At 62.5% G+C, this 13,754-nt stretch carries 13 protein-coding genes and 1 pseudogene; 3 read left to right on the forward strand and 11 right to left on the reverse strand.

Annotated elements, in window-relative coordinates:
* Positions 1-75 precede the first annotated feature (75 nt).
* The gene (locus ACX9NZ_RS06435; RefSeq protein WP_407496505.1) at positions 76-606 is read left to right on the forward strand and encodes a cysteine hydrolase family protein; all 531 of its coding nucleotides are present in this window, start codon (positions 76-78) and stop codon (positions 604-606) included.
* A 137-nt stretch (positions 607-743) separates the two neighbouring features.
* Here ACX9NZ_RS06435 and ACX9NZ_RS06440 read toward each other — a convergent pair whose 3' ends face one another.
* Complete coding sequence (locus ACX9NZ_RS06440) at positions 744-1,877, reverse strand: hypothetical protein (RefSeq protein ID WP_407496506.1); 1,134 nt, start codon at positions 1,875-1,877, stop codon at positions 744-746.
* Between the two features lie 472 nt (positions 1,878-2,349).
* Between ACX9NZ_RS06440 and ACX9NZ_RS06445 the strand changes: the two genes are divergently transcribed.
* Positions 2,350-2,910, forward strand: coding sequence for a ferritin family protein (locus tag ACX9NZ_RS06445; protein ID WP_040360524.1), 561 nt, complete (start codon positions 2,350-2,352; stop codon positions 2,908-2,910).
* A 245-nt stretch (positions 2,911-3,155) separates the two neighbouring features.
* On the opposite strand, the pseudogene rlmH reads toward ACX9NZ_RS06445, so the two are convergent.
* From rlmH to ACX9NZ_RS06495, 10 genes and pseudogenes are all read right to left on the reverse strand, one after another.
* Positions 3,156-3,650: pseudogene (gene rlmH, locus ACX9NZ_RS06450) on the reverse strand (23S rRNA (pseudouridine(1915)-N(3))-methyltransferase RlmH).
* Positions 3,651-3,708: 58 nt separating this feature from the next.
* The gene (locus tag ACX9NZ_RS06455) at positions 3,709-5,265 is read right to left on the reverse strand and encodes an aminotransferase class I/II-fold pyridoxal phosphate-dependent enzyme (protein ID WP_369834846.1); all 1,557 of its coding nucleotides are present in this window, start codon (positions 5,263-5,265) and stop codon (positions 3,709-3,711) included.
* A gap of 276 nt (positions 5,266-5,541) precedes the next feature.
* Entirely contained in the window at positions 5,542-5,916 is a 375-nt protein-coding gene (locus ACX9NZ_RS06460; protein WP_118654244.1) for a YbaN family protein, read from the reverse strand.
* Entirely contained in the window at positions 5,913-6,458 is a 546-nt protein-coding gene (locus tag ACX9NZ_RS06465; protein ID WP_407496507.1) for an ABC transporter transmembrane domain-containing protein, read from the reverse strand. Before ACX9NZ_RS06465 ends, ACX9NZ_RS06460 begins: the two co-directional genes overlap by 4 nt.
* A gap of 48 nt (positions 6,459-6,506) precedes the next feature.
* Complete coding sequence (locus ACX9NZ_RS06470; RefSeq protein ID WP_118654242.1) at positions 6,507-7,448, reverse strand: helix-turn-helix domain-containing protein; 942 nt, start codon at positions 7,446-7,448, stop codon at positions 6,507-6,509.
* A gap of 472 nt (positions 7,449-7,920) precedes the next feature.
* On the reverse strand, positions 7,921-8,766 hold the full coding sequence (locus tag ACX9NZ_RS06475; protein WP_294123244.1) for a patatin-like phospholipase family protein: 846 nt from the start codon (positions 8,764-8,766) through the stop codon (positions 7,921-7,923).
* Between the two features lie 129 nt (positions 8,767-8,895).
* Entirely contained in the window at positions 8,896-9,660 is a 765-nt protein-coding gene (locus ACX9NZ_RS06480; RefSeq protein ID WP_304292381.1) for a ChbG/HpnK family deacetylase, read from the reverse strand.
* Positions 9,661-9,747: 87 nt separating this feature from the next.
* Entirely contained in the window at positions 9,748-10,623 is an 876-nt protein-coding gene (locus ACX9NZ_RS06485) for a class I SAM-dependent methyltransferase (RefSeq protein ID WP_294123249.1), read from the reverse strand.
* Positions 10,620-11,666, reverse strand: coding sequence for a hypothetical protein (locus ACX9NZ_RS06490; protein WP_407496511.1), 1,047 nt, complete (start codon positions 11,664-11,666; stop codon positions 10,620-10,622). The genes ACX9NZ_RS06485 and ACX9NZ_RS06490 overlap by 4 nt, the downstream gene beginning before the upstream one ends.
* Before the next feature lie 260 nt (positions 11,667-11,926).
* A complete protein-coding gene (locus ACX9NZ_RS06495; protein WP_407496512.1) occupies positions 11,927-12,958 on the reverse strand; it encodes a 3-deoxy-7-phosphoheptulonate synthase in 1,032 nt (343 codons plus the stop codon).
* Between the two features lie 395 nt (positions 12,959-13,353).
* Between ACX9NZ_RS06495 and ACX9NZ_RS06500 the strand changes: the two genes are divergently transcribed.
* Complete coding sequence (locus ACX9NZ_RS06500) at positions 13,354-13,752, forward strand: hypothetical protein (protein WP_302741114.1); 399 nt, start codon at positions 13,354-13,356, stop codon at positions 13,750-13,752.
* The last annotated feature ends 2 nt before the right edge of the window (positions 13,753-13,754 follow it).

The following is a 13,754-nucleotide window of genomic DNA, read 5'->3' on the forward strand; positions in this document are numbered from 1 at the left end:
TGCTTGCCCGTATTCCCTTCGCATCGCCTATACAATATTGATCAACGCAATTCCCACACCAAAGGAGCCCTCGCCATGTCCAACTCCTACCTTGTCGTCATCGACATGCAAAATGACTTCATCGACGGCGCCCTGGGCACGCCCGAGGCGCAGGCCATCGTCGAGGCGGTCGCCCAACGCGCCAGCAGCTTCAGCGGCACGGTCGTTTTCACCAAAGACACCCACGGCAGCGACTACGCAACCACGCAAGAGGGTCGCAACCTGCCCATTCCCCACTGCATCGCCGGCACGACCGGCTGGGAGCTCGCACCCGCCCTCGAGACGGTTCGCACCCACCGCAGCGCTCCCGTGTTCGAAAAGCCCTCGTTCGGATCGCTCGACCTTGCCCGCTGGCTCGTCGCGCAAAACGACGCCGAGCCCATCAACTCCATCGAACTCTGCGGCCTGTGCACCGACATCTGCGTGGTCAGCAACGCCCTCACCATCAAGGCGCACCTGCCCGAGGTCCCGCTCAGCGTGAACCCCGCCCTGAGCGCCGGCGTCACCCCCGCCGCGCACGACGCCGCGATCACCACCATGGCGAGCTGTCAGGTGCAAATCCTGTAACCGGGCTCGGGCCTCGTTTTGCGGCGGCCTTTCGCCCCGATGACCCGCCTGAGACAGACCCCATACCCACGCACGGGCCTCACCCCGCGCCGTCTCTCGCGACCTTGCGATTGGCGGCGTTCTTGTTTTTTGGCCAGCTACCGTGCCAACGCTGCAGCGTACCATTTGAATGCTGGGATGAGCTGCATGCGCAGCACGTTGCGACGCGCATCGAAACCGCTGCTGCGGATTCTCAGCCGAATGCCCATCGCACGTGCAACGTCCACGACGAGCTGGTTGTACAGATGCTCTTCGACAATGTCCTCGTACCAGACGTTCAATATGGTCCAGCCCGAGCCAACCAGCTTGTTCTGCCTGCGGTCGTCGCGCTCGACCTGCTCGATCATGTGGAACTTGCGGCCCTTGTACTCGAGACCGACCTTATGACCGGGGAATGCAACGTCCACATAGCGGTCCCCGTCGGCGGTTGAGACGCGATGGTTGAGCGAGACAGGCCCGAGGGCATAACCACCGAGTCGCCGCGGCCAGGTAAGCAATGCGCAAAGAACGGATTCCATGGGCGAGTTGGAGCCGTCACCGACCAGCTCAAGCGCCTCGCGGGCCCGGACGATCCCCGGCGCTCCGGGCATCGCATCCAGCACACGGGCGATCTGTTCGACGGAAGTCAGGGGCTTCGCCGTGTTGGTAAGACCATCCCATGAATCATCGAGGAGGTAGGTTCCGCACAGCTCGAGGCCGATCATCGCCAGCTCCTCGACGGTGCGCTGCCGCTTCTTGTGCAGGTCCACTGTTGCAAGATGCAGAAATGTCAGAGCCGGGCTCGTCACTAAAACATCCCTATTCACGTAAATAAGCGAACGAGGTGGCAACTCCGCCGCGCTGCGGTGGCACACGATGTCGTCGCGGCTGCGGGCGCCCGACTCTTTGGACACCAGGATGTGCACGGGACGCGTTTTCACACCCAAACGCCCCATGTCGTCCGCAAACATAGCTTTTGGCGATATGCCGCAGCCATCCAGTTTTTGCGTGCGTGGTCTATCCAAAAACTCCGGCGCCAATCGTCCGCTCGATCGCATAAATTCGAGCGCTGACTCTCCAAAAATGCATACGCTCATGACCGTCGCCCCCTCGGCCCGATACGTTTTGCTCAGTGTGGTCAAAATACCCTGATTGTGCGCTGAGCAATCAGTGACGCAGTTGCGTTTGCCCAGGATTGGGCAAACTGATTCCGCCGACCACGCGCCCTGGCACCCATTGCCTCCAGCCGCCATCGACAAAACCCCAGGATTGTCCCGCGCCAGAAAATATGCACGAGCGTTTTGGCCCCGCTTTCAGCGCACAATCAGGGTATTTTGACCACTTTTCCGAAAACGGATATATTGTGACCCCCTTTTGAGGGCTTGAGCGCTTTTTCGCGTGCCACGTTGCCGCCGCAGAACCACCCGCCGCCACCCCTCCCTGAGCGTCCAGACAAAAGCAGGGGTCCAATCAGCTCTTGGCCTGTTCGGACGGACACTTGAACGCCCCATCTGCCCCGTTAACACGCCGATCGCCATTACATGACCATCTCCCTAAGGCCTTGAACTGCACGTTCGCTCATTTGTGAACTATTTAAGAATGAATCCTAATATGTTTCCGTTTTAGGCCCATATGATTCTGGAACTGTGCCATAATGCAGTTGTCCGAGCGCGAGCCACCCACCGGTTCGCCCGCGCAATCGCCTGTGTTCAAAGGAGAACAAACATGAAGTTCGTTTGCCCCGTTTGCGGTTACGTTGAGGAGTTCGACGGCGAGGAGCTGCCCGCCGATTTCAAGTGCCCCCAGTGCGGCGTCTCCGGCGACCGCTTCACCAAGGTCGAGGAGGGCAAGATGACCTGGGCCGCCGAGCACATCGTGGGCGTTGCTCACGAGGAGGGCGTCTCCGAGGACATCATCGCCGACCTGCGCGCCAACTTCGAGGGCGAGTGCTCTGAAGTTGGTATGTACCTGGCCATGGCCCGCGTTGCCCACCGCGAGGGCTACCCGGAGATCGGCCTGTACTGGGAGAAGGCCGCTTACGAGGAGGCCGAGCACGCTTCCAAGTTTGCCGAGCTCCTGGGCGAGGTCGTGACCACCTCCACCAAGAAGAACCTCGAGATGCGCGTTGAGGCCGAGAACGGCGCCACCGCCGGCAAGTTCGACCTCGCTAAGCGCGCCAAGGCCGCTGGTCTGGACGCCATCCACGACACCGTTCACGAGATGGCTCGTGACGAGGCCCGCCACGGCAAGGCTTTCGCTGGCCTGCTGCAGCGCTACTTCGGCTAAGTTTTAGTCGCAAGTCCCTTAGCTTACACAAACGAAAAAACGCCGGCCTCCTGAGGTCGGCGTTTTTTCAACCAACAGACGCCACATGTCGCCGTCTATAAGAAACGTTTGAACGCAGACGCCGTCACGACACAGCATATAGGACGTACCTGAATATGGACGCCATCTATCACAGCCCGGTTTCTTACTCCACGCCCACGAAGGTAGCCTCGCTTCGCTTGCGAGCGGCGCGCATCAGAAGCAAGCTACTTGTGATAGGGCTCTCCACGCATGATCTTGAATGCACGGTACACCTGCTCAAGCAGCACCACGCGCGCCAAGTTGTGCGGCAACGTGATCCGCCCGAACGAGAGGCGCTCGTCGGCGCGAGCGCGTACCTCAGACGACACACCGCACGAACCACCGATAACAAAGGTGATGGAGCTCTCCCCCCGTAGCATCAGGTCATTTAGATGCGACGCGATCTCCTCACTCGAACGCTCCTTGCCCCCAATGTCGAGCAGCACCACATGCGACCGCTAGGGAATCGCCGCCAAAATGGCCTTGCCCTCAAGCGCGCGCCCCGCCTCCTCGCCACCGGTCTTTGCCGGATCACGGTCGGGGATCTCGACCATCTTGATGCTCGCATACGCGCTCAAGCGCTTTACGTACTCCGCGCAGGCGTCCGCCCAAAAACGCTCCTTGAGCTTGCCCACTGCGACCACGGTGATCTTCACTGAATCCTCCTCGATAAACGCCATGGCGCGACTCACGCCACTGGGGCCACACGAATCGGCGCGCACCCTGTGGCTGGCGCCCCTACGCTTGACGATAGGTCTCAAAGAACTCAGCCAGATCTTCCATCGCCTCGCGCAGCACACCCATGCGCGGCAGATACACGATACGGAAGTGGTCAGGCTCGGGCCAGTTGAAGCCGCCGCCGCGGGTGATGAGAATGCCCTTCTGGTGCAGCAGGTCGAGGGCGAACTGCTCGTCGTCGTGGATGTTGAACTTCTTCACGTCCATCTTCGGGAAAATGTAAAACGCCGCCTTGGGCTTGACCGCCGTAATGCCGTCGATCGCGTTCAGCGCCTCGTACACGTAGTTGCGCTGCTCGTACACGCGACCGCCGGGCGCCACGTAATCCTTGACAGACTGGTGCCCGCCCAGCGCGGTTTGCACGATGGACTGCGCCGGCACGTTGGAACACAGGCGCATGTTGGAGAGCATGTTCACGCCGAGCATGAAATCGCTGCCCAGGCGTTTGTTGCCCGACACGATCATCCAGCCGATGCGGTAGCCCGCGATCATATGGCTCTTGGAAAGACCGGAGAAGGTGACGCAGAACAGGTCGGACGCCAGGCTCGCAATGGAAACGTGCTCGGCATCATCCATGCACAGGCGGTCGTAGATCTCGTCCGCAAAGATCATGAGCTGGTGCCTGCGTGCGATCTCGACGATGCCCTCGAGGACGTCCTTGGAATAGACCGCACCCGTGGGATTGTTGGGGTTGATGATGACGAGCGCCTTGGTGCGCGGGGTGATCTTGGCCTCCATGTCGGCCAGGTCGGGGTTCCAATCTGCCTGCTCATCGCAAAGATAATGCACGGGCGTGCCACCGGCGAGCGTGGCGCATGCGGTCCACAGCGGATAGTCGGGCGCGGGAATGAGAATCTCGTCACCGGTGTCGAGCAGTGCCTGCATGCACAGGTTGATGAGCTCCGATACGCCATTGCCCGTGTAAATGCCGTCCATGCTCACGTTGGGCAGGCCCTTGAGCTGCGCGTACTGCATGATCGCTTTGCGTGCGGAGAACAAACCGCGGCTGTCGGAGTAGCCCTCGCAGTCGGGAAGCTGTTCGCGCATATCCTGGATGACCTCGACAGGAGTGCGAAAGCCAAACGGTGCAGGGTTGCCAATGTTGAGCTTGAGAATGTGAGCGCCCTCGGATTCGAGGCGCGCGGCCTCGTCGACCACGGGGCCGCGGACATCATAGAGAACGTTGTCGAGCTTGGAAGACTTGCTAAAGGTGCGGATGGCGTTGGACATGGTAATCCCTTCGGGGTGCGAGCTGGCCGAGTCGACGGAGTCGGTGTTCTTGTCGAGGCGGCTCATGTGGATGCGGGGCTCGGGGGCGGCGGCAGGCCGCACCTCGGCTCGCCCGGGGGGATCGGAGGTCGTGCACGCGGAGGGCGCACTCTCCCCCATCAAGAAGCTAGGTTCAATTTCCAAAATATCGGATAGCAGCTGCACAACCGCGCGGCGCGGCAAGGTTTTGCCGCTCACGTACTGGCTCACTTGGCTCTTTCCGAGCTTGGCCCCTCGCTGGCTCGCCATCCGAATCAAGTCGGCCTGCTTGAGCCCTCGACGGTCCATGCCCTCACGCAAGTGCTGCGCGAACGATTCCGCCGTGGCAGGCGAATCGACAGGCATGCGCTTCTTCTCAACCATCGGCACTCCCAACAAGTCAATGGAACCAATAGTTCAATTTCTGGGAGTTTACCATATGAGTTCAATTATTAGTTCAATTAGTTCAATTTAAACGAAAGCAACGCCCCGTACGGCATCGGTGCCACGCGGGGCGCGAGGCGCGGCGCCCGCGCAGCCCGGCAATCCAACAGGGCGCGCACCCACTCCGGATGAAGCGCTGCCCTATGCGCGGCGCTCCTTCACGCCGAGCGTGAAATAGGCGAGGTGGAACACCCAAACGCACACGAGAATGATGCGCCCGACGGGCACCTGATGCATCAGGGCAAAGCCAATCGACATCAGCACCGTCACCACCGCCATGATGCGCACCTTCGCCGCGCGCGTCATGCCTTGATCCGACACGTAGCCCTCAAGATTCTCCTTGTACAGCTTGGTCCCCAAAAACCACTGGTTGAGGCGCTCCGAAGCCCGAGCGAAGCAAAACGCCGCCAACAGTAGAAATGGAAGCGCTGGCAACAGGGGGAGCACAGCGCCGACGGTGCCCAGAGCCAAAGCAAGGCACCCACACGTCGCATACGCGCATCGTCTCAAGTTCATTGGGCATCCTCCCCGGCATTGGGCAGATGGTGGTGCCAGCCCGCCTTGTTCTCCAGAAACGTGTCGCCCAGCTCGGTGTACTGGCCCCAATACCTGCTCAACAGTTTTTTCGCCCACGTCTGCACCGCGGCAATCGACACGGGGATAAGCGGCACGCACACGAGTAGGACAAGTGCCGCGCGCAGGCTCACGGTGGAAAGGACCGCGAAAAGCGTGGGTGGAGCGAGCATCGCGTAGAACAGCTGGAGTAGGTACGCCGCGAAATAAGTCTCGAGCTGCTCCACGCCTTCAACGGCGACTTGCACGACCTCGAAGGTCGCCGCGGTCTGCCGGTACGTCGCCCCAAGGCGCAGGAGCTTCTCGTAGAGTTGGGTGCGCAGCGTGCGCTTGACGGCGCGCGAGGAACACACGGCGAGCAGTGATGCTCCGAGCGAACAATGCGTCGCGCTTATACCTCTGCACGGCACCCGGGGGCCCTGTCGATATGAAAAACGCTCCGGCCCTAAGAATCGGATCGGAGCGTCTTCATGCAAGCACCTCACGCTGCGCCCACTCTGCCGTCAAACGTGCGGCAATACGGGCCGGGACGATTAGTAGCGGCTACCACCGCGACGGTCGCCGTAGTTGCCACGGCCACCACGGTCGTCACGAGAGCCGTAGCCGCCGCGGCCACCGCGGTCGCCATACCCGCCGCGCGTGTTGCGATCGCTGAACTTGCGGTCACGGTCGCCAAAGCCGCCGCGACCACCACGGTCGCCGCGGTCGCCGAAATCGCGACGAGGACCGCGATCGCCAAAGTCCTTGCGAGGACCGCGATCGCCGCCACGGCCGCCGAAGCCACCGCGACCGCCACGGTCACCGCCGCGGCCGCCGAAGTCCTTGCGCGGACCACGGTCGCCACCGCGAGCACCAAAACCGCCACGGGAGTTGCGGTCGTCGTTATCCAGGCCCATCTCGGTGAGCGGGTCAATGAGCTTGTCCATGAGGGCCACGATATCCTCAGCGTCAAGCTGAGAAAGCTGGGGGATGAGCTTCTTGCGCTTGCCGCCCAGAGAAGCGGCGATTTCCTCGGCGTTCTCGTTAGCGGAGACGAGGATGGCGCGCATGTCCTCTTCCTCGGGCATGACGCGGGTCACAGCACCGGCCTCCTCGGCCTCGCGCAGGATGCCGTCGAGCTCACGCAGACGCATGCCCAGCAGGTCGGACATCTCCTTCTGCTCCATCTGGGGCTTGAGCTCAAGGAGCTTGAGGGCGCGCATCAGTTCGCTGGCGCGGGCGGCGTCGGCCTCAGCCTCACGGCCCATGGCGAACTTACGGTTGCGCAGCAGGCGAGCGGCCTTCTGCACCTTGTCGAACAGCTGGTCGTCGAGGGAGAGCTCCTCGGCGGCCTCCTCGGCGTCGGCGTCCTCGGACTCGGCAGCGGTCTCGGCCACGTCGTCGGCGGCCTCCTCGACCTCGGCAGCCTCGGTGGCCTCGACGGCCACAGTGGCTTCGTCCATGATCTCGTTCTCGTTCTCGATGTTCTCGGACATGTCGTCCTCCTTCTGCGCCCGCAGGCGCGCTATCGGGGGCTGATCGCCCCGGCGCCACTCACGTCTTTCAAAAATGTCTGGCACCATCTCCACGCCTTCCGGCGTCTCATGCGGCACGCTCCATCTGAGCCTCGAATGCCGCCGTAAACCAGTGTACGCGCCGCAGCCTTGATTCCCGCGTGCACATTTCGTGACACACAGGTTCCGCATTCGCTCCGTTTGTGAACAAGCACTGCCCCCCCTCCGCGATGGCGCCGACGCTCCGAAACGGCACCGCGCGTGTAATGTCGAGAAAATCACGATAGTAGCGCTTCAATTTCGACATCACACGCGCGGAACTTCAGCGTTCGGGTTCACCGTCGCAGGCCATGCATGCCCTGCGGCAACGCCAGGTGTTCGGGCTCGCCATCTCGCCCGTGCACGCCTCATGCCAGCGTCGGCACTCGGGGTCGTCATCACGCCCGCGCACACCTCACGCCAGATAGCGCTCGACATCCGCAACCCGCGCCTCTCCGTCGCGCCTACCCACCTGGTAGACGCGCTCAAGAACCTCGGGGTCTTTGACCGAGATGGGCGCCTTTACCGACTCACTCGGGCGGATGACGAGCAGACGCCCCTCCGCTTCAAGACGAGCAACGTCATCGAGTTGTGCATTGTAGCGTTCGTGCCGGTTGGCCAGCAGCTCAATGAGCCTAGGGTACTTGCGCAAGGTCAGGCGCAGGATGGGCATGAGGCCGTTGGGCTCCTTGCGAAAACCTGCCGGCTGCGTGAGGATCGCCACGTTGCGGTCGTATCCGTGGCGAACCATCCACATCGCGGGGATGGAGTTCGCGATGCCACCGTCGAGCAGGATGTGCCCGTCGAGGCGGACGGGATTTGCCAGCATGGGCACGGACGCGGAGGCGCGGATCCAATCAAGATCCTCCTCGTCCCCGCGCTCGATGTCATGGTAGATGGCCTTCCCCGTCACGATATCGGTGCACACCACCGTGAAGCGCATCGGGTTCGCCTGCAGTGCCTCGACATCGAACGGATCCAGCTCGAGAGGAACCGTGCGATACGCGAAATCGACGCTGTACAGGTCACCCGTGCGCAGCAGGTTGCGCATGCTGGCGTAACGCGGATCGGCACAGAAGCGCTTGTTGTAGCGAATGGCGCGGCCGGCCTGACGCGACTTGATGTTCACGCCGAACGCGGCACCGGCTGACACGCCCACCGCATGGTCGAACTCGATCCCATGCTCCATGAACACATCGAGGACGCCCGCCGTGTACAGGCCACGCATGCCGCCGCCCTCAAGTACCAATCCCGCCGTCATCTGCGCCTCGCCCCTCCTCGTATCACGCCTCTTTCGACAGGCAATTCTACGCCCATCGCGAAAAAGGGGGCGAGCGCGTTTGAACTGCGCCCGCCCCTCCGACTGGGCCCGCTTTCCCAGCAGGAAACCCTACAGGTCGCGATAATCGATGAGCTCGAGATCGCCCCGGCCCTCCAGCCAAGCGCGCAGGTCGGGGTCGAGCAGGGCATCGACCTCCTTGGTACGGTCCTCGGTGAGCGACGAATGCGTGAGGATGTAATGGTCGAGGTAGCCCGGATGGCAAACGAACACGACCGTCTCGCCGTCCTTCATCTCCTCGACCGTCTCACGAATCGCGGCGGCGGGATCGTAACCCGGCGTCTGGGAGCGCATGACCATACGCACGGGAGTATCGCCGCAGGTAACCACAGCAGTTAAGTCGAACGAGGGGACCTGGCATTTATAACCGTGATTTTGCGCGACCTGGGCGATCGCGGCGTTAAGGTTCTCGGAGAGCACCGCATGCGCCTCGAAGTATTCCGGCTCGCGCCCGACGATCTCGATGAAACGCTTGAGCTGCGCCTCAATCTCGATGACCGCCTCGTCGAAGTCGACGAAATCGATGCCCTCCTTGTACTTGGCGCGGTATTCACGACTGCTCTTGAACTCCCCGTTCGCCTGAAGGAGACTCGGGATAAGGGCCGGATCGGCGCAGGGCTTTCCCAGGCAGACATTGGTATGCTGACCAGCTGCGATGTCGCAATCAGCGATGAGGCCCCAGCCGCGCTCGGCTTCAGGCATGTTCGGCATCACGCCCACCGAGCGCACGAGGCCCTCACGGACGCTCCGCTCGATGCCCAGGTCGACGGCGTAGGAATAGCCCACATCATCGGCGCGAATAAGCAGGTATTTCATGATGGTCTCCTCTCGTCCGCCAATAGGCGAAACGCTGCACCTGAAGGCCCTCGTCCTCGAGCCCCTGTCGCTCGGCATCACCGCCCGTCAGCGGGGCGGAATGATGCAGTCGTAGCGGACGGCCTTGCCAGCGATGCTATGGCTGGGCTTGACGCCAGCGAGGTGCGGGCCTTTGATTGGGCGCTTGATGACGATCTTGCGCGGGCGGGCCGCCAGGGCAGCCCGCAGCAGATCGTCTTCGTCAAGCGGGTCCGTCGGGCGCTCGAGGCCGTGGATGAGCTGGAATTTCTTCTTAACCGCGGCGCTTTTGGTGCGACCGGGGAACATGGGGTCGAGATAGACCACGTCGGGACACGTGTCGGGCGTCTCCCCGAGCCCCATCAGCGTGACGCGGCTGTCGCCCTCCACCAGATGCATGCGTGCAACGACCGGAGCCAGCGCCGGGTTATGGGCGGCGCGCTCGAGCGCATCCGCCAGTAGCGCGGCAATCACCGGGTCCGCCTCGCACAAGGTCACATCGAACCCGGAGGCGGCGAGCAGGAACCCGTCCTCCCCCAGGCCCGCGGTCGCGTCCACGGCGCGCGGACGGTCGACGCCCTTGACGCGCGCCGCCTTCACCAGCATCTCGCGCTGGATCACGCCCTGTTTGATACGGGGCAGCAGCTCCGCGAAATCCGGTCTGAGCTCCATGCCGTCGCGGGCAAGGGCGAGACCCTCCCCCGTGACCCTGAGGTGCAAGGTGCCCGACTCAGCCCTGTCGACCAGCGGCGCGCCCAGACGCGCCGCAAGGGCATCTGCCTCGGCGCGACGGGCGTCGTTCCCGCACGAAACCATGATCGCCGGCGCCGCCATGCAGGGCGCGTCCTCGGCCTGGCCGCTCGCCGGCGCTGCCATGCGGAATGCGCCCTCAGTCGACCGCTCGCCCGAAACCTCAATTCCATCCACGAAGAGCCGGTCCGTCATGCGCGGTCGCCGCCCTTGAACGCGCCGGACACGCGACGACGCACCTTGCGCGGGCTGAGCGCGGAGGCTGTCGCAGGAATGTCGATGTTCACGCCCAACAGAATCTTGGCGACCCAGAAGTAGAACAGCAGCACAAGAATTGGAATCAAGCACGAGGTCACGAGCATGACCGCCAGCGACTCGATGAACTGGTTGAGCGACTCCTGCGCACCTTCGACGGCACTCGAGATCCCGCCCGTCACCGTGTCGATAGCGTCTTGGAAGAAGCCGAGGATACCGCCCTCGTTTTGCTTCTCATCGCTCTTCTCCGCCTCGGCAGCGCCCTCGGCCAGCGTTTCCGCCGACTCGATGGACTCCTGCATGGAGGTCTGATACGTGGCGTCGATCCGGTTGGTCACCCATGAGCTCGTGGGGATCGCCAACAGCAGAACGGCACCGAGAACCGCCAGCTTGGCACCAATACCCAGGGGGATCTTCACCCAAGGGCTGCGCCCCCACTGCCACACCACGGCGATGCCGAACAGCGCCGCGATGGGAAATGCGAGCCCCAGCGCCGCAGCACTGAAGATGGTGATGAGGTACTTCTCGAGGAAGAGCGCCGCGAGCACGATGAGAAAGCCCGTACTGAGGTCCATGAGCTTGTCAGCGATGGGCGATCCCGCATCGCCAGGGATGGCGGAGATGAGAGCCGACGCACCCGCCGAACCCGCCGTGAGCGTGAGCACGTTGTCAATCTTCTCATCAATGGCGGCAATCACGTCCGTGTGCGCCGCCGGCGACGAGAAATGCGGCAGGAGAATGAACCAGCACACGAGCGCAGCGACGATGAGGGCCGCCGTGATAATCCAACGTGTACGGTCGGACATCGACGAACCGGGAAGTGCCACGGCGCCCGATGAATCCCCAGCATCCATGAGCACGGCGTCCCGAGACCCACCATCGGGGTACCCCTCGTCAAAACCCCGATCAACCTCGACATACCCATACTTGTCCAGCTCACGCGTGCGGTCGCGGTCCGTGCCGCGGCGATCGAGTCCGTTCATATGCGCCTCGCAATCGTGCGGCCAAGTCCGATTCGCGCCCGAGGGGGCGCGGACGCTCGGCCGGTACAGAGCCCGGCAACCAAACCATGCCGCGCTGCCAAATCTCTGCTGCCATTTTAGCAGTCGCCCCGCCTCCATCGGGAAGCGGGGCGACTCAGGCGGCGAAAATGCGACGCGGACGGCGTTACGCGCAGACCGGGACGCCGACCGTAGCCGCGATGCTACGCGCGGGCAGGAGCGTTACGTGCAGATGGACGGCATTACGCGCGCTCGGCGATGTCGAGCACGAACTGCTCGGTCTTCTCCCAACCGATGCACGGGTCGGTAATCGACTTGCCGTACACGCCGCCGTCGACGGGTTGGTTGCCGTCCTCCAGGTAGCTTTCCACCATAAAGCCGCGGACGATCCCGTTGATCGACTCATTGCGGCGGCAGGAATCGAGCACCTCCTTGGCAATGCGCAGCTGCTCGAGCGGGCGCTTGCCGGAGTTGTCGTGGTTGCAGTCCACCACCACACCGGGGTTGGCGTAGCCGGCCTCCTCGGTATAGCGCTCGGCCAGACGCTCGAGGTGCTCGTAATGGTAATTGGGGTAGGTGCGCCCGTCGAGGCCGATGTAGCCGCGCAGCACGGCGTGGGCCAGCGGGTTGCCGGGGGTATCGACCTCCCAGTTGCGGTAGATGAAGCCCTGCTCGGCCTGGGCGGCGTAGATGGAGTTGAGCATGACGCTCGTGGAGCCCGCGGTGGGGTTCTTCATGCCCACCGGCACCGAAATGCCGGACGCCACCAAACGGTGTTCCTGGTTCTCCACCGAGCGGGCACCCACGGCGACATAGGACAGCAGGTCGACCAAGTACTGATAGTTCGTGGGGTAGAGCATCTCATCGGCGGTGAAGAAGCCGGTCTCCTCGATCACGCGCAGGTGCATGCGGCGGATGGCCTTGACACCCTCGAGCAGGTCGTCGCCGGCCTCCGGGTCGGGATTGTGCAACAGGCCCTTGTAGCCGGTGCCCTTGGTGCGCGGCTTGTTGGTGTAGACGCGCGGGATGATGAGCAAGCGCTCGCGGACGCGCTCCTGCAACTCGGCCAAGCGGGTCATGTAGTCGAGCACGGAGTCCTCGCGATCGGCAGAACAGGGGCCGATGATGAGTACGCGGCGGCTGTCCTCGCCGCGAAAGATGGCGGCAACTTCGGCGTCGAATGCACGCTTGGCCTCGACGAGGTCGGCGCGCAGGGGCATCTCCTCGCGGATGTCCTTGGGTATGGGCAGTAGGCGCTTGAAGTGCATGGCCATAAGAGCTCCTTACGGGTTGAGCGGCGGTCGGGGTGCGTCGAGCGGGCGCATGGCAGGTCGGATGCTGCGCGATGCTTGGCGATCCGGGGCAACGCAAGCTCGACAAGACCGACAGGCCACGGACGCGACGCATTTTTTCGTAGGGGAGATTATCGCTCACGACGCACAGCGCCCAGGGCGTTGGTCAAACGATTTAACCTGCGCGTCATATGCGCCATACGCGCATCTCAAGGCACAAATGCCCGTGAAGCTCATGCGCGTTCATCTATGATGTGGTGTAGAGGATTGTTTTCCACATCTTCATTCGATCTCGAGCATCGGCGCGTTCGACATCGAATTACCGTCTATGATACCGAGATACAGCACGCAACCCAAGCTAGAGATGGGATCCGAGCATGGGAGACCGAGAAGACACTCAGCGCCGCACAATCGGACCGCTTGGCATTGGAGCCGCCCTGTTTGCAGCATGCGTCGTTTTAATCCCCCTTGTTTTCCTCAGGATTCCCGTAAACAGCAGCTCATCTCATCTGTCGAGCGCAACGGGCATAATTCGTTCTATCGACATCGAAAGATCCCGCGCTTCAATAGAATTGACCGACCATGATCCTGCCGAGTTTCCGTTCCGCGATGAACCCGTTTTATTCGAGGTGCCGGAAGGCCATCTTGGACAAGAAGGTTTTGAGGTCGGAGACCCCGTCGATGTGACCTTTTTCTACACAAGCCCGCCCAAAGAACCGCTTGAATGCGTTGCCATGGAAATAGCCACGGATCTCAATTCTGCGTCTGTCACCTAATT

It is taken from the genome of Collinsella sp. BM28, assembly GCF_054551995.1.